At 65.7% G+C, this 20957-nt stretch carries 14 protein-coding genes and 3 pseudogenes; 12 read left to right on the forward strand and 5 right to left on the reverse strand.

The features are described from left to right. Positions 1–33: 33 nt before the first annotated feature. The 4 genes and pseudogenes from ACVWW1_RS42925 (at position 34) to ACVWW1_RS42940 (ending at position 4676) form a co-directional block, all read left to right on the forward strand. The gene (locus tag ACVWW1_RS42925; RefSeq protein ID WP_456660043.1) at positions 34–1128 is read left to right on the forward strand and encodes an LLM class flavin-dependent oxidoreductase; all 1095 of its coding nucleotides are present in this window, start codon (positions 34–36) and stop codon (positions 1126–1128) included. Continuing rightward, positions 1125–2068, forward strand: a pseudogene (locus tag ACVWW1_RS42930) (ABC transporter substrate-binding protein). The gene ACVWW1_RS42925 and the pseudogene ACVWW1_RS42930 overlap by 4 nt, the downstream one beginning before the upstream one ends. Positions 2069–2414: 346 nt before the next feature. Next, positions 2415–3260, forward strand: a complete 846-nt coding sequence (locus ACVWW1_RS42935) for a CmcJ/NvfI family oxidoreductase (RefSeq protein WP_456660044.1) — start codon at positions 2415–2417, stop codon at positions 3258–3260. A gap of 162 nt (positions 3261–3422) precedes the next feature. Continuing rightward, the gene (locus tag ACVWW1_RS42940) at positions 3423–4676 is read left to right on the forward strand and encodes an MFS transporter (protein ID WP_456660045.1); all 1254 of its coding nucleotides are present in this window, start codon (positions 3423–3425) and stop codon (positions 4674–4676) included. Here the strand turns inward: ACVWW1_RS42940 and ACVWW1_RS42945 are convergent. Genes ACVWW1_RS42945 through ACVWW1_RS42960 form a run of 4 tightly spaced genes read right to left on the reverse strand, consistent with a single transcriptional unit; the run spans position 4673 to position 7915 of the window. Beyond that, positions 4673–5437: an anti-sigma factor family protein gene (locus ACVWW1_RS42945; protein ID WP_456660046.1), complete on the reverse strand. Its 765-nt coding sequence runs from the start codon at positions 5435–5437 to the stop codon at positions 4673–4675. The genes ACVWW1_RS42940 and ACVWW1_RS42945 overlap by 4 nt on opposite strands. Continuing rightward, positions 5434–5961, reverse strand: coding sequence for an RNA polymerase sigma factor (locus tag ACVWW1_RS42950; RefSeq protein ID WP_456660047.1), 528 nt, complete (start codon positions 5959–5961; stop codon positions 5434–5436). The genes ACVWW1_RS42945 and ACVWW1_RS42950 overlap by 4 nt, the downstream gene beginning before the upstream one ends. Further along, positions 5958–7415: a YncE family protein gene (locus ACVWW1_RS42955; protein WP_456660048.1), complete on the reverse strand. Its 1458-nt coding sequence runs from the start codon at positions 7413–7415 to the stop codon at positions 5958–5960. The genes ACVWW1_RS42950 and ACVWW1_RS42955 overlap by 4 nt, the downstream gene beginning before the upstream one ends. Beyond that, entirely contained in the window at positions 7415–7915 is a 501-nt protein-coding gene (locus ACVWW1_RS42960) for a DUF305 domain-containing protein (RefSeq protein ID WP_456660049.1), read from the reverse strand. Before ACVWW1_RS42960 ends, ACVWW1_RS42955 begins: the two co-directional genes overlap by 1 nt. Positions 7916–8147: 232 nt before the next feature. Here ACVWW1_RS42960 and ACVWW1_RS42965 point away from each other — a divergent pair, with 232 nt between their 5' ends. From ACVWW1_RS42965 to ACVWW1_RS42975, 3 genes are read left to right on the forward strand one after another with little or no spacing between them, the layout of a single operon-like run. Next, entirely contained in the window at positions 8148–9800 is a 1653-nt protein-coding gene (locus ACVWW1_RS42965; protein ID WP_456660050.1) for a hydantoinase B/oxoprolinase family protein, read from the forward strand. A gap of 7 nt (positions 9801–9807) precedes the next feature. Beyond that, positions 9808–11901, forward strand: coding sequence for a hydantoinase/oxoprolinase family protein (locus tag ACVWW1_RS42970; protein ID WP_456660051.1), 2094 nt, complete (start codon positions 9808–9810; stop codon positions 11899–11901). A gap of 54 nt (positions 11902–11955) precedes the next feature. Next, positions 11956–13191 (forward strand): ABC transporter substrate-binding protein, encoded by a 1236-nt coding sequence (locus ACVWW1_RS42975; protein WP_456660052.1) that lies wholly within the window; start codon positions 11956–11958, stop codon positions 13189–13191. A gap of 165 nt (positions 13192–13356) precedes the next feature. Here ACVWW1_RS42975 and ACVWW1_RS42980 read toward each other — a convergent pair. Beyond that, positions 13357–14572: pseudogene (locus ACVWW1_RS42980) on the reverse strand (mandelate racemase/muconate lactonizing enzyme family protein). Between the two features lie 244 nt (positions 14573–14816). Between ACVWW1_RS42980 and ACVWW1_RS42985 the strand changes: the two are divergent. From ACVWW1_RS42985 to ACVWW1_RS43005, 5 genes and pseudogenes are all read left to right on the forward strand, one after another. Then, positions 14817–15239: pseudogene (locus tag ACVWW1_RS42985) on the forward strand (CoA transferase); the annotation flags it as partial. Positions 15240–15372: 133 nt separating this feature from the next. Further along, the gene (locus tag ACVWW1_RS42990; protein WP_456660053.1) at positions 15373–17262 is read left to right on the forward strand and encodes a CoA transferase; all 1890 of its coding nucleotides are present in this window, start codon (positions 15373–15375) and stop codon (positions 17260–17262) included. After that, the gene (locus ACVWW1_RS42995) at positions 17262–18338 is read left to right on the forward strand and encodes an ABC transporter ATP-binding protein (RefSeq protein ID WP_456660054.1); all 1077 of its coding nucleotides are present in this window, start codon (positions 17262–17264) and stop codon (positions 18336–18338) included. Before ACVWW1_RS42990 ends, ACVWW1_RS42995 begins: the two co-directional genes overlap by 1 nt. Beyond that, positions 18335–19342, forward strand: coding sequence for an ABC transporter ATP-binding protein (locus ACVWW1_RS43000; RefSeq protein ID WP_456660055.1), 1008 nt, complete (start codon positions 18335–18337; stop codon positions 19340–19342). Before ACVWW1_RS42995 ends, ACVWW1_RS43000 begins: the two co-directional genes overlap by 4 nt. Positions 19343–19406: 64 nt before the next feature. Beyond that, a complete protein-coding gene (locus tag ACVWW1_RS43005; protein ID WP_456660056.1) occupies positions 19407–20954 on the forward strand; it encodes an ABC transporter substrate-binding protein in 1548 nt (515 codons plus the stop codon). Positions 20955–20957 lie beyond the last annotated feature (3 nt).

Consider the following 20957-nt stretch of genomic DNA (forward strand, 5'->3'; position numbering starts at 1 on the left):
AAACAACAGCCAACAACAACGGAGTTGTCAGTCATGCCGGTCGAGTTCATCGGCTTCATCACCAACAACAATGCCTCCGAGACCCTCGTTCGCTCAGGCCCGGTGCTCGATCCGCCCTATATCGAGACCGTTGCCAAGGCCCATGAGCTCGCCGGCTTCGACCGCGCGCTGCTGGCGTTCCACTCGACCACGCCGGACGCGCTGCAGGTCGCGCAGCATGTGCTGACCATCACCAAGCAGCTCAAGGTGATGATCGCGCAGCGTCCGGGCTTCACCGCGCCGACGTTGTTGGCGCGCCAGCTCGCGACGCTGGATCAGTTCTATGGCGGCCGCGTCTCGCTGCACGTCATCACTGGCGGCAACGCCATCGAGCTGCGCCAGGACGGCAACACGCTCGACGACAAGGACGAGCGCTACGCCCGCACCAGCGAATTCCTCGACGTGGTGCGGCTGGAATGGACCAGCGAGAAGCCGTTCAACTACAGCGGCAAGTATTACAATGTCGAGAACGGCTTCTCGCAGGTGAAGCCGTTGCAGAAGGGCGGCATCTACACCTTTGTCGGCGGCGGCTCGGATGCCGCGGTCGAGGTCGCGGGCAAGCATGCGGACACCTTCGCGCTGTGGGGTGAATCCTACGCGCAGGTGCGGGACGTCACCGCGCGGGTGCGCGCGGCCGCGGCCAAGCACGGCCGGCCGACGCCGCGCTTCAGCCTGTCGGTGCGGCCGATCCTTGCCGACACCGAGGAGAAGGCGTGGGCGAAGGCGGAACATATCCTCGCGCGCGCCACTGCGTTGCAGGACCAGACCGGTTACCGCCGGCCCAACCACGCGACCGACGGCGCCAAGCGGCTGCTGGCGCTGGCCGATCAGGGCACGCGGATCGACAAGCGGCTGTGGACCGAGATCGCAAAGCTCACCGGCGCCAACAGCAACACCACGGCGCTGGTCGGTACGCCCGAGCAGGTCGCGGAGGTGTTCGCCGATTATTACGATCTTGGCGTCAGCCATTTCCTGATCCGCGGCTTCGATCCGCTGGTCGATGCCATCGACTATGGCCGCGAGCTGATTCCGCTGACCCGCAAGCTGATCGAAGCACGCGACCAGCAGCGGGGGATTGCCGCCGAATGATCCGTCTCATTGTCGCGGCAGCGCTTGCGCTCGCCGCCATCGACGCGGCCTTCGCGCAGACCACGCTGCGCGTCGGCGATCAGAAGGGCAATTCGCAGGCCGTGATGGAAGCGGCCGGCGTGCTCAAAGACGTTCCCTACAGAATCGAATGGAAGGAATTCGCCGCCGCGGCGCCGCTGCTGGAGGCGCTTGGGGCGGGTGCGATCGACACCGGCCTGGTCGGCGATGCGCCGTTTACGTTCGCGGCCGCCGCCAGGATTCCGGTGAAGGCGATCGCCGCCGTGCGGCAGTCGCGCGACGGGCTCGCAGTCGTGGTGCCGGAGAATTCCGCGATCAAGAGCTTTGACGATCTGCGCGGCAAGAAGATCGCAACCGGCCGCGGCTCGATCGGCCATCAGCTGATCCTGGCCGCGCTGGAATCGAAGGGCTGGCAGGCGAGCGACGTGCAGATCGTGTTCCTGGCGCCGTCGGATGCCAAGGTCGCCTACACGCAGGGCGCTGTCGACGCGTGGTCGACCTGGGAGCCCTATGTCAGCCAGGAGGAGGTGCTGTTCAAGTCGCGCCGCGTCATCACGGCTGACGGCATCACGCCCGGCCTCGGCTTCCAGGTTGCGACGCCTGATGCGATCAAGGGCAAGCGCGCCGAGCTCGAGGATTTCGTGCGTCGCCTCGCGGCCGCGCGCGCATGGTCGCACTGAACAATGTCGAAGGCTACGCTGCGACCTGGGGCAGGCTGATGAACATCCCGCCTGCGGTGCCACTGAACTGGCTGACGCGCGCCAAGATCCGCATCGCACCAATCGACGACAGCGTGGTGGCCGACGAGCAGAAGACCATCGATCTCTACGACCGCTGGGGCCTGGTCCGGCAGAAGATCAGCGCCGCCGACATCGTCGATCGGTCGTTTGGTGCGGCCGTCGAGAAGGGTGCAGGCTTGTAATCTCCCGTCCGTGTGCTCGTCACGCCGACAAACGCGAATGCGCGTCTCAACCATGGTCGCTTATACGTCATTGCGAGCGAAGCGAAGCAATCCATCGCGCGGCATATGCGGACCGATGGATTGGATAGGTTCACGGCCTCACGTGATGAGAGGCGGCAGCTTACGATACCGCTAACGAATCCGTGATCGCAAAAATATCCATTCGTTGTCGCGCCTCGCCCCAGCAAGTATTTTTCCCGTTTGGCACAATCCTAAACCGCAACGTTGCTATTTTCTCGGCAGCCTTGCCGCACCCACCGGCGCTGCCAAGATCAATCGTACGAACAATCGAGTCCGGGAGATCACCGTGGGCCTTCAAGAAACTCGCATCGAGTCGCTGCCGTTTGTGACCGCTGAACTGAATTATCTCGCGCCGATGCCGGGCAAGCCCCGGACTTACGCTTTCGATCCGCCGCCCGGCGAACCCAAATCCACCGCACTGCCCGAAGCCCACAATGTCCCGATCTTCGACGGGCGTCTGATCGCCGACAGCTTCTCGCTCGACCGCGAGGGCTTTGCGCTGGTCAAGCATCCGACCATCGTGAAGGACTATTACGACGACAACGAAGTCCGCAATGTCTACTATCCCGCCGTCGAGGCCTTCCTCAAGGCGACGCTGAAGGCGGATCGCGTCTTCATCTTCGACCACACCGTGCGCAAGCGTGTCGAGGGTGCGGCCGATATCCGCGGCGGCGGCCCGCGCCAGCCCGCGACTCGCGTCCATGTCGACCAGACCGCCGTCTCCGGCCACAACAGGGTGTTCGAGCACTTGCCCGACGAGGCCGAGCAACTCGTCAAGGGGCGCGTCCAGGTGATCAATCTGTGGCGCCCGATCCGCGGCCCCCTGCGCGATTCACCGCTCGCGATGGCCGACGGCACCACGGTTGCCCCGGAGGATCTGATCGCCTCCGACCTGATCTACCCGAACCGCAGCGGCGAGACCTATTCGGTGAAGTACAATCCGAACCACCGCTGGTTCTACATTCCCGAGATGATGCCGGACGAGGCGATCCTGCTGAAATGCTACGACTCGGCGACCGACGGCCGGACGCGGTTTGGACCGCACACCGCCTTCGTCGATCCGACCACGCCGGCAGATGCCGCGCCGCGCGAGAGCATCGAGCTCCGCACGCTGGTGTTCCATAAGCATTGATGGCGAAGAACGTTACGGCACAAGAGTTGCGCTCCCTCTCCCGCTTGCGGGAGAGATGAGCCCGCGGATAGGCTGAGCCTATCAGCTCTGCTCCCAAAGTTGGCACCTCTGTCCCAATAATGTTACGCCCGTCCCCCAAACCGCTTGGGGAAGGGGCGATTCATGGACGGCGTGGTGACGAAAGAAGCCGCGGGGATCGGGTTCCGCTCCCTTGTCCTTGCACTTCTGGCATTGGCCTGCGGTCACATGCTGTCGACGCTGCTGCGCACGATCCCCGCCATCAGCCTCGACCTGATGGCGCGAGATTTCGGCACCTCGCCACAGGCGCTGGCGAGCCTCACCTCGATCTACCATTTCTCCTTTGCCGCCTCGCAAATACCGGTCGGGGCCGCGATGGACCGTTTCGGCGTGCGGCCGGTGTCGTTGAGCCTTCTCGGAGGTACCGTGGTCGGGACGGTGGTCTCGGCGCTCGCCACGGGGCCCGCGAGCTTCGTGCTTGGGCAACTCATGCTCGGCATCGCCACCTCGGGCATGCTGATGTGCCCGATGACGCTGGCGGCGAAGCAGATGTCGGCGGCGAAGTTCGGCCTGTGGTCCGGCCTGATCCTGTCGATCGGCAATATCGGCATGCTGCTGTCGGCAAGCCCGCTGGCCTTCGTGGTCGATCAGTTCGGCTGGCGCGCCGGCTTCTGGGGCGCGGCCGGCTTCGGCATTGTGGTGCTGATCGCGGTGTTCGCGCTGGTGCCGCGGCAGCCGGCGGCGCATGCGGACGATTCCTCGCCGGTGCAGCAGATGGCCGAGGTGCTGCGGCTCGGCCTGTCGCGCGGCCTGCGCGGATTGATCGCGCTGTCGCTTGTGTCGCTCGGCGCCTCGCTGGTGCTGCGCGGTCTGTGGGGCGGGCCGTGGCTGATGGATGTGAAGGGTCTGAGCCGCATCGAGGCCGGCAATGTGCTCGGCCTCTTCACGCTGGCGATGATCATTGGCCCAGCCTGTATCGGCGCCATCGATCGCAAGTTCGGGCATCGCCGCACCATGGTGGCGTCGACCCATGCCGTCGCCGCTCTGCTGCTGGTGCTGATGGCCGCCGGCGCGCCGCATTTCCTGGTCTCGAACCTGCTCGGCGCCGCCGTGATGCCGGTGCAGTACGATCTGGTGCTGCTGATCCTGATCGGGTTTGCGACCTCGGCGCAGCCGCTGATCTACGGCATGACGCGGCAGCTCGTCGCCGCCCAGAACACAGGCAAGGCGCTGTCGTCGGTCAATCTCGCGTTCTTCCTCGGCGCGGCGCTGCTGCAATTCAGCACCGCCGGCGTTGCGGCGCTGTTTGGGCTGCCCGCGGTGCTGCTATTCATCGCCGGTGCGCTGGTGATCGGGATCGTGCTGTTCCTGATTTACACCAAGCCTTCCGCCGCCTAGATCGTCTGCGCCTGCTTGCGAATTTCATTGGCAAGCGGCCGCAAGGAATCGACCCCGCGCGGCCCGACGAGGCTATAGCCCGTGCCACCGTCCGCCCACGAGAAACCTGCGACGTCGCCACCCGAATGCGCGGCCATCGGCGCGTTCTGATCCGACGTCATCGGACGGGTGAGGACCACAAGCCGCTCGCCGTGATCATCGTCGTACATGAACATGGCCGCCGGACCGTGCGCCGTCGGCACCACCCGTCCGCCCATCAAACGATATCCCGACTTGCTCAGATCCGGCAGCTTGACCGGCTGACGCAACCTGTTGGAGACCCATTGCACAAGCTCGGTGCTGTCGCGCAGCTCGACCGGCCGGGTGTGGTCCGAGGCGTAGACCTTGTAGGAATCGCTTGCTTCCTCGGCCAGCGCCGCAAGCCCGCCGGCCGGCGCCAGTGCCGCGCCGCGGATCACCCATCCGCCAAGGCCGCCGATCGAGAGCATCAGCATCGCTGCGATCGCCCAGCGAAATGACGAGGGACGGCGGCGCGGGCGCTCGATCATTCTGGCGAGGTTAAGCTGCGGCGGCAGCGGTTCCTCGGCAATCGGCAGCAATGCCGATCGCAGCAGGTCACGCTCTTGGGAGTAAGCAGCGATGCGCTTGGCGACGTCCGGATGCTTTTCCAGATAGGCAATGATTTCTGCCTCGCGCTCCGGCTCCAGCGCGCGATCCACATAGGCATGCAGATCGTCTTCGGTAACGGGTCGATTGCTCATGTCTTGTTCCGCAATTGCACGACATTATTGTTCAGGTCGCCAGCAGTCCCCTCCAGTTCCTGATGGAGCCGCTCGCGGGCGCGCGCCAGCCGCGACATCACCGTGCCGATGGGCACGCCGAGCACCTTCGCGGCGTCGGCATAGGACAAGTCCTCGACGCCGACGAGCAGGAGGACCGCACGCTGGTCATGCGGTAGCCTTGCGAGCTTCGCCATGACGTCGCGGTACATCACCTTCTGCTCCTGCTCTGCGTCCTGGCCGAATGCATCCTCGTTGGTTTCGTCGATCGCGACGTGGACGCCGCGCGTCGTTGCGCGGCGAAACTGGTTGATGGCGAGGTTGTGCAGGATGGCGAACAGCCACGGCCGCGGATTGTCCGACCGCCGCTGCTCCCAATGAATGACGGCGCGTTCCAGACAGTCCTGCACCAAATCGTCGGCCGCTGCGTGGTCGCGGACGAGGGCCCGCGCATACCGCCGCAAGGCGGGTATCAGCGGTTCGACCAGGCGCAGCATGTCGTTCATGGCGTTTGCACCTGGATGACCACACCGAGTTTCGCCGGCTCGCCTGACGCGATGACGAGATAGCGCCGTTCGGCCTTGGCCGCGCTCTGCACGATCTGGCGGATCGGACCAGCGGCGTTGACGATCGCAGAGCCGGCGGGATTGGTCATGAAGGCTGCCAGAGGCTCTACCGATCCCGTGCCGTCGGCATGTTGGGCCAATCCTAGCACGTAGCGCTGCTTGGGTTCGAGCCCGGTGACCGATGCCTGCACCACCTGGATCAGGCCCTGATCGAACAGCGAGACGCTGGTCGGCGGCTTGTCGCCTTTCGCGTCCTGCTTCGGCGCGAGCGCGAGGTGGGCGGCCTGGCCGGCGACGCCGAGGGCCTGCAGGTTCTGGCGATCGTCAGGATTCGGCGCGGCGTTCGGCACGTAGGCGATGGCCTGCGGCGCCTGACCGACCGGGATGTTGGCGATCACCTTGTTGGTCGCGGTGTCGATCGCGGCCAGCGCATCGGCATTTTCCAGGCCGACATAGACCCGCGTGCCGTCGCCGGACGGCCAGACGCCGTGCGGGAGGTTGCCGACGGCAATGGTCGCGACCTCCGAGAAGTCGTCGGTGCGAAACACCTTGACCTCATTGGTGCCGCCGATGGTTACATAGGCGAAGGTCCCCTTGGCCGTCTTCGCGAAATTGACGTGGTTGGTAATCGGGCCGGTGTCGATCGTCTTGATCAGGTTGAACGGCGGCCTGGCGTTGAAGACCTGCGTCCTGCCGACATCCTTCAGCGTGAACCACACCTGCTCGCCGTCCGGCGTCGCTGCGATGTTGGGGCAGAACGGGCTCTCCTGCTTCACTTTGGCCACGATCTGATGGTCGGCCACCGAAACCACGTCGGTCTCCGGATTGAACGAGGAGCAGATGTAGCCGTACTTGCCGTCGGGCGAGAAGATCTGCATGCCCGGTCCCGCCGGGACCTCGATCCGCATCGTTTCCTTGAAGCTCTGCGCGTCGATCACCGAAATGTAATTTTCGCCACGGACGGTGACCCACACTTCCTTGCCGTCGGGCGTGAAGAAGGCCTCGTGCGGCGAGCGCCCGACATAGGTGACGTGCTTGACCGCGTTGGTGGCCGTGTCGATGAAGGTCACCGAATTCGAGCCGATCGAGACGATGGCGAGGGTGTGGTGGTCGGGCGAATAGCCCATGCCGTGGACCAATACCTGGCCCTTGTAGAGCGGGCTGAAATTGCCGGGTTGCGGGTCGCCGAGCCTGATGACGCCGAGCAGCTTGTTGTCGACGGGATCGGTGACCGACACCGTGTTCGAGAACTGCTCGGCGGCGTAGACGCGGTCGTGATGGCTGATCGGAATGTCGGGCGAGGACACGGCACCCGGCGCCTGACCGGCAAACGCGGATGTCGACAGCACGATCATGCTGGTGGCCAACAGGCCCTTCACGAATGGGCTCGTCATCACTTGGTCTCCTGCTTCATCATGTCGTGGTGCATGTTCATGTGATCGTGCGTCGTCGCCGCCGGGGCGGGTTTCGGTCCGGGTTGCTGTGTCGGCGCGGGTGTCGTGTCCGTGACCTGTTCGCCGAGCGCGAGCTTCATGGCGTCGATCTCCTGGCGTTGCTCGACGATGATCTCCTGTGCGATCCGGCGCAGCCGCTCGTTCTTGCCGTAGCGGAGCTCGATCACGGCCATGTCGATCGCACCCTGGTGGTGCGGCGTCATCATCGCGACGAAATCGCGATCGATATCGCCGCTCGGCTTGGCGGCCATGTCATTCATCATCTTGGTCATCGCGGCATCGTTTTCGGCGAGGAAGGCGCTCTCATCGGCCGTCTGCGCGGTCGAGGCCGGTTGGTGCGCCTCTTGCGCGAGCGCTACCGGGGAAAGAACAACGGCAAACAGTACACGCGCGCCGAGCAGCGCGGCACCGATGCCTGGTCTAAAGAATCGCAGGATCATCACGTTCACCCTCATAGTTGGCTGGCACGGGTGGGACGCGGGGCGACGAATTCTATTCCGTCGGAGAGCGAAGATTCGTGCTGATCACGAATTACTGAACGGCGGAATAAATTCTGCGGCCCCGCGCCGCGGTTTGCGATCTGGAAGCGTCTGGTTATAAGAGGGAATTCCGGTTCCGCTCGGCCGGTTCCTCGATCCTCGCTGCGCAATCGCACGCGCCAACAAGGCCAAGATGTCCGCCAAGATCGATCCAATCACCCGCTCCGTGGTCCAGCACCGCCTGTCGTCGATCGTGAAGGAGATGGGCGAAGCCATGCTTCGCACCTCCTATTCGCAAATCCTCAATTCCAGCCGCGATTTTTCGCTGGCGATCTGCGACACCGGCGGGCGGCTGATCGCGCAGGCCGATCACATCCCCGTGCATGTCGGCGCCTTGCCGTGGGCGACGCTCGCGGTCGAGGAACGCTTCAAGGATGTTGCGCCCGGCGACGTCATCCTGCTCAACGATCCCTATCATGGCGGCAGCCATCTGCCCGATCTCACCGCCTTCGTGCCGGTGTTCGACGGCGGCAAGCGATTGCTCTGGACCATCGTGCGCGCCCATCAGAGCGACATCGGCGGCGCCACCCACGGTGCCTACAATCCGGCCGCAACCGAGATCTACCAGGAAGGCATTCGCATTCCGCCGATCAAGCTCTACGAGGCCGGCAAGCCGCGTGAGGACCTGCTCGACCTGCTGGCGCTCAACATCCGCAACCCCAGGGAATTCCGCGGCGATCTCGCGGCGATGCTGGGCGCCGCGCATCTCGGCGAGCGCCGCGTCTCAAAACTGTTCAGCGAGTTCGGCGCGGAGACGGTCGAGGCCGCGATCGAGGCCATTCTTGATGCCACCGAGCAGCAGACCCGCGCCGTGGTGTCGAGCTGGAAGGACGGCGTGTTCCATGGCGAAGCGCTGCTCGACGACGACGGGCACGGCCGCACCGACATCAGGATCGCCGCCAAGGTGACCAAGACGGGCAGCGATATCGAGGTCGATCTCACCGGCTCCGATCCGCAGTCGACGAGTTTCGTCAACTCGTCGCACGCCAACATGCAGGCGGCGGTGGCAATGGCCTTTGCCTATCTGATCGACGCCGATATCCCGAAGAACACCGGCGCGCTGCGGCCGCTGAAGGTGGTGGCGAAGCAGGGCACCATCGTGTGGGCCGATCCCGGCCGTCCGGTGACGCTGTGCACCAGCCATCCCTCGAACGAAATCGTCGAAGCCATCATCAAGGCGATGTCGGCCTCCTGTCCGGATCGCGTGATGGGCGGATGGGGCCGCCGATTCCGCATCGCGATTCAGGGCGAGGATCCGCGCACCGGGCGCAATTTCATCTGGCACATGTTCCAGGCGCGGCCCGGCGGCGGCGCATCGCCGGGCGGCGACGGCTATTCCTCGATCGGCGAGTGGCACTCGGTCGGCGGGCTCAAATTCGGCAGCATCGAGGTCGCCGAGGTGCGCTTTCCGCTGCATTTCCGCCAGCACGAGTTCCGGCCGGATTCCGGCGGCGACGGCCAGCATCGCGGCGGGCTCGGCGTTGCGCTCGACATGGTGCTGGAGACGGCAAAGCCCGCCAAGGGCAATACCGCCGGCGACGGCGCCCGCCATGGCCCGTGCGGCATGCTCGGCGGCAAGGACGGCGAGCCGCATCATTACCGGCTGTTGTCCGAAGGCCGCGCGCCGCGCGTGCTGAAGACCAAGGAGGTCGGCATCGAGTTGCGCCCCGGCGATTGCCTGGAGATCCGCTCGTCCGGCGGCGGTGGCTGGGGTCCGCCCGAGAAGCGAACGGCGGAGGCGCGGGCGCGCGACGTCGCACAAGGTCTGGTTTCGAAAGCGGTATAGGGCAGCGATGTACACGATTGGGGTTGACGTCGGCGGCACCTACACCGACCTGGTTGCGACGGATCAAACCGGGCGCACCGTTTTCGCGAAATCGCCGTCCACGCCGGCCGATCAGTCAATCGGCGTCATGACGGGACTTGAGGAACTGGCGCGCCGCCTCGGCGTCACGCGCGCGGCAATGCTCGCCGCGACCGATCGTCTGGTGCACGGCACGACGGTTGCGACCAATGCGCTGCTCGAGCGCAAGGGCGCCAGGGTCGCGCTGCTGACCACCGAGGGCCATCGCGACGTCGTGGAGATGCGCGAGGGGCTGAAGCCGGATCGCTACGATCTGCGCACGCCGCCGCCCGAGCCGCTGGTGCCGCGCGAGCGCCGGTTTGGCGTTCGCGAGCGGCTGAAGGCCGACGGCAGCACGGCGGTTGCGCTCGATGCCGCAGCGCTCGGCGACGTCATCGCCGAGGTGAAACGGTCCGGCGCGAACTCGATCGCGGTCTGCTTCCTGCACGCCTATCTCAACCCCGCGCATGAGCTCGCCGCGGTCGAGCGGCTGGCGAAGGAGCTGCCCGATGTCAGCGTGTCGCGCTCGAGCGACGTGCTGCCGCAGATCAAGGAGTATGAGCGCGTCTCGACCACGATCGTGAACGCCTATGTCGCGCCGACGGTGCGGCGCTATCTCACCAATCTGGAGCGCAGCCTGCATGAGGCGGGCTTCAAGGGCTCGCTGTTCGTCGTGCTGTCGCATGGCGGCATGGCGCCGGTGGAGGAAGCCTCGCGGCTCGCCGCGGGCACCGTGCTGTCGGGCCCGGCCGGCGGCATCTCCGGCAGCCGCCGCTGCGCCGAGATGCTCGGGATTCCCGATCTCGTGCCGTTCGACATGGGCGGCACCTCGACCGACATCTCGCTGATTGCCGACGGCGAAGCCTCGCTGTCCGCCGACGGTATGCTCGCGGGCCAGCGCATCGCGCTGCGCAGCCTCGACATCGCCAGCATTGCGGCGGGCGGTGGCTCGATTGCCGGTGTCGACGGCAGCCGCACGCTGCGGGTCGGGCCGGAGAGCGCGGGCTCGGTGCCGGGCCCGGCGTGCTACGGCAATGGCGGCCTAGCTGCCACCGTCACCGATGCCAATGTCGTGCTCGGCTATCTCGATGCCGCCGCCTTCATGGGCGGCGCGCGGCCGCTCGATCGCGCGGCGTCGGAAGCCGCAGTCGATCGGATCGCGGAGGCGCTCGATCTGTCGCGGATCGAGGCGGCCGCCGGCATCTACAAGATGATCAATTTGAAGATGGCCGACGGCATCCGCCTGATGACGTTGCGCCGCGGCGTCGATCCCCGCAAATTCGCGCTGCTCAGCTTCGGCGGCGCGGCCGGCATGCATGCGGCCGAAGTCGCGCGCGAGCTCGAGATCAAGCGCATCATCGTGCCGACGGTCGCTTCCGTGCTGTCGGCCTGGGGCATGCTGACCAGCGATCTGCGCTATGAGGTCAGCCGCACCCATTACGGCACGGGACGGATCTCGGCCGATGAGGTGAGGGCGCTGTTCGCCGCGCTGGAAGAGCAGGCGGCCGGCCGTTTGCGCGACTGGTTCAAGGGCGACATCGCGATCGAGCGTTCGGCCGAGATGCGCTATGGCGAGCAGGTGTTCGAGATCGACGTGCCGCTCGGCGACCTCGATCTCGGCGCCGCGGATCTCGTGGCACAGATCGAGGAGCGCTTCCATCGCCGCCACGAGGAGCTCTACACCTATGCCTCGCGCGGGCAGGAGGTGGTGTTCGTCAACGCCCGTGTCGCGGCGGTCGGCAAGGTGGCGCGCGGCGGTGGCGATGCCGGCGAGGCCGCGTCGGCCGCACCCTGCGCGCCACGCGGCAAGCGGCAGGCCTGGTTTGGCGCCTGGCGCGAGGTGCCGGTCTACGCGCTCGACGATCTCAAGCCGGGCCATGCGCTGGCCGGTCCTGCGATCATTGAAGCCGAAACCACGACGGTTCTGGTCGACAGCGGCGACCGCGTCGCGGTCAATCCGCTGGGCTTGGCTCGACATAACATTGCGCTGAGGCTCGCCTCCGCCATCAACATTTCATTTTTCCGGCATCGGCTTGGGCGATAAGCTCCGCTCGCTGGGAGGGAGCGCCGGCCTGGTGGCGGCGTTGTGGCGATGTTGATGCAAACAAAAAGACAAACTGCGCTTTCGATATCCCTTGTCCTCGCAGCGATGCTCGCGGCGTCGCCATTGCGTGCACAGCAGGCGCCCGAAGCGAAGACGGGCAGCGAGATCCGTGTCGGCAATGTCATGCCCTACACCGGACCGCTCGCCGCGTTCGCGACCATCGGGCGGGCGGAAGCGGCCTATTTCGACATGATCAACGAGCATGGCGGCATCAATGGCCGCAAGGTCAAGTTCATCTCGGTCGATGACAGCTCCAATCCGAAGACCGCGATCGAGCAGACCCGCGATCTCGTCGAGAGTCAGGACGTGCTGTTGATGTTCGGCTCGTTCGGCACGCCGAGCAACCTCGCCGTGCGAAAATACCTCAACGAGAAGAATATCCCGCAGCTGTTCGTCGCCTCCGGCGACGAGGAGTGGGCGCATCCGAAAACCTTTCCCTGGACCATGGGCTGGCAGCCGACCTTCCGCGCCGAGGGGCGGATCTACGCCAACTACATCCAGGCCGCCTATCCCTCGCGCAAGATCGCGGTACTGTGGCAGAACGACCAGTTCGGCCGCGATCTGTTCCGGGGATTGCAGGAAGGGCTCGGCGACACTGCGGGGATGATCGTCGCCGATCTCGCCTTCGATGCGTCGGAGACCGCGATCCAGAACCAGATCGGGATCCTGAAAGGCTCCGGCGCCGATATCCTGGTGTTCGACGGTGCGCCGGCGATCGCGGCGCGCGCGATCCGCGCTGCGGCGGACCTCGACTGGCATCCGGTGTTCATCCTCGACAATGCATCGGCCTCGATCGCCAGCGCGTTGCGGCCGGCGGGCCTGCAGAATTCGCTCGGCGTGATCTCGACCTCGTTCCTGAAGGATGCCGGCGACGCCTCCTGGAAGAACGATCCGCAGATCAAGGCGTGGGACGCCTTCATGGACAAGTACTACCCCGACGGCGACAAGGACGACATTTACGCCGTGTTCGGCTATGCCGCCGCCGACACGCTGATGCAGGTGCTGCGCCAGTGCGGCGACGACCTGTCGCGCGAGAACATCATGCGGCAGGCCGCCTCGCTGAAGGACTACCAGAGCCCGATCGCACTGCCCGGGATCGTGATCAACACCGGACCGAAGGATTTCCGCCCCATCAAGCAGATGCGGCTGGTGCAGTTCGACGGCAATGCCTGGCAGCCGATCGGCGACGTGATCGAGAGCGCGTTCACGCCGGTGCGCGAGGATAATTGAGCACGATGGTCACTCCATCACCGTCACCCTGAGGAGGCTGCAAAGCAGCCGTCTCGAAGGGGCGACGGCCCGACTGTGGCCGTGCATCCTTCGAGACGACCGCTGCGCGGCCTCCTCTGGATGACGGGTTAGGCGGTGCCGCCGCTCAGCTCCCTAAGTAACCACCTACTTCTTCAGCCCGTAATTCAGCAGTCCGCCCTTGTTCTGAGGCGGATGCGCGCGCAGGCCTTCCTCGTTCGGCTCGGTGCCCCAACCCGGGCGATCCGGGATCACGAGATGGCCGTCGACGAACTCCGGCACGTGGGTGAACAGCTCGTGGTCCCAGGCCAGGCGATCGATGTCGGTCTCCATGATGCGCAGGTTCGGCACCGCGGCGCAGAAATGCGCATTCATCATGGTGCAGAGATGGCCGTAGAAATTATGCGGCGCGACGTTGACCTCGAAATGCTCGGCGGCGGCGGCGATCTTCATCGACTGCCAGACGCCGTTCCACGGCGTGTCGATGATCGCGACGTCCATCGCCTGCTCGGCGAAATAGGGCAGGAACTCGCGCAGGCCCAAAAGCGTCTCGCAGGACGAGATCGGGTGCGGGCTCTGGCGGCGGATATAGCCGAGCGCCTGCGGGTTGAAGGTGTCGATCTCGACCCAGAACATATCCATCTTCTCGATGGCGCGCAGGATCTTCAGATACCCCTCGGTCTTGGCGTTGAAGTTGAGGTCGAGCAGGAGATCGACATCCGGCCCCGCGCCGTCGCGGATCGCTTCCAGATGCATGCAGAGATTGCGCAGCACATTGCGGTCGACATTGATCTCGGGCTGGAACGGCGAGCCGAAGCCGGGCCGCCAGCCTTGCGGCTTGCCATCCGTATAGACGAAGATGTTGGTCTTCATCGCCGAGAATTTCTTCTCGCGCACCTCGGCCCCGATCGCCTTGACGCCGTCGAGGTCGGTGATTGCAGGCTTGTACCAATCCGGATGATTGATGCGCCAGGTCGCGCAATGCGACCAGTAGACCCGCACGCGGTCGCGGATCTTGCCGCCGAGCAGATCGTAGCAGGGCACGCCGAGCGCCTTGGCCTTGACGTCGAGCAGCGCGTTCTCGATCGCCCCGAGCGCCAGCGCCACCACGCCGCCCGGCGGCGGGGCGCGTCGCGGCGAACAGCTCGACATAGATCCGCTCGTGCTCGAACGCGTTCTTGCCGACCACGCGCGCCGACAGCCGCTCGATCGCCGCCGTCACGCCGGGCGCGCCAAAGCCTTCGTCATATTCGCTCCAGCCGACCAGCCCGTCTGACGTCGTCATTTTGACGAAATGATAATTCCGCCAGCCGGCATCGCAGGCGAGCGTCTCGACGCTTTTGATTGTGGTGGATTTGCTCATGGTTTCCTGCCCGGCGTTTGTTGGCGTTGAAGAGAGCACAATAGCGGATCGAGCAATGCGTCAACCGCACGGCGGCAGACCGTCAGCGCACGCTTGTTGCAAAGTGCTGCGGCAATCCAGTGAATTCCGTCAAGCGGAAGAAAATTCCACTTGCATCACACAGTCGGCGCGGCTTCAAGTTCAGGCAACAAGAAACTGAATCAGCCGATGGCATCGGCTGGTCATTTTGTCGCGAGGAAGCGTGATGGGCGCGTTGTCGCATCTGCGGATAGTCGAGATCGGAAGTGCGGCGGCGACGAGCTATTGCGCGCGGCTGTTCGCTGATTTCGGCGCCGATGTGCAGAAGGTCGAGTCGCCCGCGGGCGATCCGCTTCGCCGCACTGCGCCGCTGACGCCGCAGGGGCACAGCGCATGGTTTGGGTTTCTCAATTTCAACAAATCGAGTGTCGTGCTCGACCAGAGCGACGTGAGCGCCACGTCGCGCCTGCGTGAGCTGATTGCCGGCTGCGACATCCTGCTCGATGGGCGCGGCATCGATGCGGCCAATTGTCCCGGCGTCGATCTCGATGCGATCAAGCGGAACAATCCGGGCCTGATCCATCTCGACCTCGCCTGGTTCGGCGATCGCGGTCCCTATGCCAATTTCGCGGCGACCGACTCCACCATCCGCGCGTTGACCGGGCTTGTGAAGCTGGTCGGACCCGAGCAGGGACCGCCGATGCACGCGCCGGACTTCCAGACCGGGATTCTCGGGCGGGCTGTGGGGCTTCATCGCCGCCGCCTCGTCGGTGCTCGGCCGCATGCAGGATGGGCGCGGGCGCAGCAGCCATCTCAGCCTGTTCGAGGCCTCTATCGCCGTGACCGAATACATCATGTTCGAGGCGTTCCAGCGCGGCGACATCATGCGGCGGATCGGCGTCAACCGGTTCTGGCCGACCTTCCCGGTCGGCATCTACGAGACCAAGCAAGGCTGGCTCGGCGTCACCACGGTGACTCCGGCGCAGTGGCGCGCGTTCTGCGAGATGCTGGGGCTCAACGAACTGCGCGACGATCCGACGCTCGTCATGGGCGTCGACCGGCTGCAACGCGTCGCCGAGATCGAGGGCAAGATCCTGCCGAAGCTGAAGCAGCGCACCGCGCAGGAATGGTTTGCCGAGGGTCTCAGGCGCAAGATCCCGATCGTGCCGGTGCCGGAGATCGCGGATCTCATCGCCGACGAAGAAAAGCGTGCGCGCGGCGCCATCGTTCCGATCACGGTCGGTGACGAGACCGGCCTTTCCGCCGGCACGATGCAACGATTGACGGGAACGCCGCCCCTCCGCGGTGGCCGCGTGCCCGATCTCGGCGAGCAGCAGGTAAGGCCCGAGGCTGCGCCGCGTGCGCCGGCACCGAAGCCGGCTCCGACCAATCGCCTGCCGCTCGAGGGCATCCGCGTCGTCGATTTCTCGATGGGCTGGGCCGGGCCGATCTGCACCCGCACGCTCGCCGATCTCGGCGCCGACGTCGTCAAGATCGAAGCGACCCAGTATCCGGACTGGTGGCGCGGCGTCGACCGCCGCCCGGCCTATGTGCTGGAGCAGATGTACGAGAAGTCGGTGCGCTACTGCATCATGAACCGCAACAAGCGCGGCATCACGCTCGACCTGACCCGGCCGAAGGGGCTTGTACTGGCCAAGCGCCTGCTCGCCGATGCCGACCTCGTGGTCGACAATTATTCGGTCGAGGTCCTGCCCAAGCTCGGCCTCGGCTACGACGTGCTGAGCAAGATCAATCCGAAGCTCGTGATGATGTCGATGTCGGCATTCGGCGCCGGCAGCGTGCATCGCGACTGCCGCGCTTACGGCTCGACCCTGGAGCAGGGCTCCGGCCTGCCAAGCGTGGTCGGTGATCCCGGCGGCCCGCCTGTGATGAGCCACACCGCGTTCGGTGACGCCGTCGGTGGTCTCAACGGCGCTGCCGCGGTGTTGACGGCGCTGATCCACGCCAGGCTGACGGGACAGGGCCAGTTCATCGATCTCGCGCAGATCGAGTGCATGATGCCGTTCGCCGCACCCTGGATCGTGGCGCATTCGATCGGCGGCAAGCCGCCGACGAAGTATGGCAACCGCCATCCTGACTTCGTGCCGCACGGCTGCTTTCGCTGCGATGGCGAGGACAACTGGATCGTGGTCGCGGTGTCCGATGACGCGATGTGGCCCAGGCTCGCGCGGCTGCTCGGCCGCGAGGACTGGGCGACGGACGAGACGCTCAAGGCGGGGGGGGGGGGGGCCGCGGGCCGGCGCGCCATCGAGGCCGAGATCGAGGCTGCGATCACGGCCTGGACCTCGGCACGCGATCCGGACGCGGTGATGGCTGCGTTGCAGGCCGAAGGGATCGCATCCGGCGTCGCGCGGCTGCCGATCGATCTGCTGCAGGACCCGCAGCTGCACGCCCGCGATTTCATCCAGCAGGTCGACCGCGCTTTCATTGGCAAGCATCCGCAGCCGTCGATGCCGTTCCGCGAGGGCGATGCACCGTTTGCGATCCGCTCGGTGCCGCCGACGCTCGGCGAGCATAATCGCGAAATCCTCGGCGGTATGCTCGGCCTCTCCGACGCCGAGCTTGAAGAGCTCACCCGCGAGGGCATTGTCGGCACCGAGATGCTGATGGAGGAGCAGCTGGTGCAAGAGAAGAAGCGGGCGGCGGGTTGATGGAGGCAGGCCAGCCGGCACAGTGCAAAGCGGAGGGTGCGCGCGACGGCGCGCGGCCGCTGCTGTCCATGCGCGGGCTCGGCATCCGTTTCAAGACCGCGCAGGGCATCTGGCAGGCGACGCGCCGGATCGATTTCGACATCGCGCCCGGCGAGCGGGTCGGAATTGTCGGCGAGAGCGGCTGCGGCAAGACCATCACCGGCCTGTCGATCCTGCGTCTCTTGCCGGGCAATTTTGCCGGCCTCGACGGCAAGATCCTGTTCGACGGCACCGATCTCGCCTCCTGCAGCGCGCGGCAGATGCGCGCCATCCGAGGCAAGCGGATCGCGATGATCTTCCAGGAGCCGATGAGCGCGCTCGATCCGGTCTTCACCGTCGGCCACCAGATCGCGGAGACGCTGCGCGTCCATACCGATGTCAGCTACGAGGAAGCGCGCGCCAAAACGCTGGAGATGCTCCGCCGCGTCGGCATAGCCTCGCCGGAGCGGCGGATCGACGACTATCCGCACCAGCTCTCCGGCGGCATGCGCCAGCGCGTGATGATCGCGGCAAGCCTGATTTGCGGCCCGCAGCTGCTGATCGCGGACGAGCCGACCACCGCGCTCGACGTCACCGTGCAGGCGCAGATCCTCGAGCTGCTGCGCGACATCAGCGAGACCTCGAAGACCGCGCTGATGCTGATCACCCACGATCTCGGCGTCGTCGCCGAGACCTGCACGCGGATGATCGCGATGTATGCCGGCGAGGTGATCGAGGACGCCACCGTCGACGAGGCGTTGGTGCGGCCGCTGCATCCCTATACATCGGGGCTGTTGCGCTCGCTGCCGCATCTGAGCCCGCGCCACGGCCGGTTACCGTCGATCCCGGGCCGGGTGCCGTCGATCGCGGAGATGCCGGCCGGCTGCCGCTTCCGTGCCCGCTGCGCGCATGCCGCCAAGGGCTGCGAGGCCGAGCAGAAGCTGCAGGACGCCGGCGGCGGCCGCAAGGTGCGCTGCTGGCGCTTTGCCGAGCTCAATTTGCCGGGCGCGCTGCACCCGCCCGATACGCCGGCTGCTGCGAAGGTCGCGACGCAATGACCGCAGCATCTGCTGAACAGCGCGGCGAGACCATCGTCTCGGTGCGCGACCTCCAGGTCCGCTTCCAGGCCTCGGACCGCCGCGCCACCGTGAAGGCGGTCGACGGCGTCAATTTCGACGTCCGCCGCGGCGAGACGTTTGGCATCATCGGCGAATCCGGATCGGGCAAGACCACGATCGGCCGCGCGCTGGTGTTTCTGCTGAAGCCGAGCGCCGGCGCCATCCTGCATGACGGCATCGACCCAACGGCGCTGTCGCGCCAAAAATTCCAGAGCCATCGCCGCGACTACCAGATCATCTTCCAGGATCCGAACGCGGCGCTGAATCCGCGCATGACGATCCTGGCCTCCGTGCTCGAGCCGCTGGAGCTTGCCCGCGTCGGCAGCCGCCCCGAGCGGGAGCGGCTAGCGCGGGAGGCGCTGGAGCGCGTGGGTCTGCCGCAGGAATTCGGCGAGCGCTATCCGCACCAGCTGTCCGGCGGCCAGAAGCAGCGCGTCGTGATCGCGCGCGCGTTGACGCTGAAGCCGAAACTGATCGTCTGCGACGAGGTGGTGGCCGCGCTCGACATGTCGATCCGCGGCGATGTGCTCAACCTGTTTGCCGATCTGCAGCGCGACCTCGGGCTGACCTATGTCTTCATCACCCATGATCTTGCCGTGGTCTCGCATATCAGCGAGCGCGTCGCTGTCATGTATCTCGGCCAGTTCGTCGAGCTCGGGCCGACCGAAGAGGTCGCCGAGCGGCCGCTGCACCCCTACACCATCGCATTGCTGTCGGCCGAGCCGCGACCGCTGCCGTCATCGATGCGCGAGGCGCAGCGGATCGTGCTGCAGGGCGAGGTGCCGAGCCCGATCGATCCGCCGTCGGGCTGCCGCTTCCGTACCCGTTGCCCGCACGCGCAGCCGCTCTGCACCGAGCGTGTGCCGGAGTGGCGCGAGTTGAAGCCCGATCATTGGGTGGCCTGCCATTTCGCCGACCGCCCGAATTTTTTGCCCAGAGCATGATCCGGAAAAGTATGAAGTGGTTTTCCGAGAAGATCATGCTCCAAACAACACTGGAGACAACGCCATGACGATGACGACACGACGCGAGGCCATGGCGCTGATCTCGGCTGCGCTGGCCGGCACCACACTCGGTGGCAGTGCATTCGCGCAAGCCGCGCCGAAGAAGGGCGTCACCTTGCGGATATCAGCGCCGGCCAATCCGTCGAGCCTCGATCCGGCAACCGGCGGCGCCGGCTCCGACCACGCCTTCCTGTTCACGATGTACGACACGCTGACCGAATGGGAGTTCGAGACGCTGAAGCCGAAGCCGGGGCTTGCGGAGAGCTGGAAGTTCACCGATCCCAACACGCTGGTGCTCAACATCCGCTCAGGCGTCACTTTCCATGACGGCACGCCGCTCGATGCGGAAGCTGTCAAGTTCAACCTCGATCGCAGCCGGAGCGATGCGAAGTCGAACATCAAGGCCGACCTGCTCTCGGTCGCCTCGGTCGAGGTCACCGGCCCGCAGCAGGTGACCTTGAAGCTGAAGACGCCGGATACCGCGCTGCCCGGCATTCTCTCCGATCGCGCCGGCATGATGGTCTCGCCGACCGCGCTGAAGGCGGCCGAGGGCGGCGTCGTGACGCGCAAGCCGGTCGGCGCCGGCGCCTACGCCTTCGTGAGCTGGGCCGACGGCGAGAAGATCGTGGTCAAGCGCAACGAGAAATATCGGAAGCCGGACCGGCCCTGGCCGGACGGCATCGAGTTCTCGATCATTCCCGAGCTCACCACCGGCGCGCGCTCGGTCACCGCCGGGCAGAACGATCTGATCTATCAATTGCCGCCGCGGCAGAAGGCGATCATCGAGCGCGCCTCGAGCGTCAAGGTGGTGCACGGCCCGACGCTCTATGTGCTCCAGATTTTCCTCAACTGGGCCAAGCCGCCGTTCGACAACGTCAAGGTTCGCCAGGCGCTCAACTTCGCGATCGACCGCGAGTCCTTCGTCAAGGCCGCGCTCGCCGGCCTCGCGGAGCCCGCCTACATGAACTTGCCGAAGGCGCATTGGGCCTATGATGCCGAGGTCGCCAAACTCTATCCCTACGATCCCGACAAGGCACGCAAGCTCCTCGCCGAGGCTGGCTTAAAGGAGGGCCCCCCGATCGAGCTCGGCGGCTATCCGGACCAGGATTCGGTGCAGCGTCAGGAGATCCTGATCGAGCAGTTGCGCAAGGCCGGCATGAATGTGCGCTTCGTCAACGCGCCGATCGCGGAGGCCTCTGCCGCGTTCTTCGGTCCGGAGAAGAAGGGGGCCGGGCTGCTCTCGGCCTGGACCGGACGGCCCGACCCGAGCCTGACCTATTCTTTGATGTTCACCAAGGACGCCTATTACAATGGCGGTCGCGCGCCGGTGCCGGCCGAACTCGAGGCCGCGATCAAGGAATCGCGCGCATCGGAAGATATCGAGGTCAGGCGCAAGGCGTTCGCCGCCGTGCAGCGGCTGGTGATGGAAAACGCCTTTGTCGCGCCGCTGGCGTTCCAGTTCGAGCTGGTTGCCATGAACAAGAAGGTGCAGGGCTATCGGCCCAATCTGCTTGGCAAGCCGAAATACGACGACGTCTGGCTCGAAGGCTGAACC

It is taken from the genome of Bradyrhizobium sp. JR3.5 (assembly GCF_054057015.1).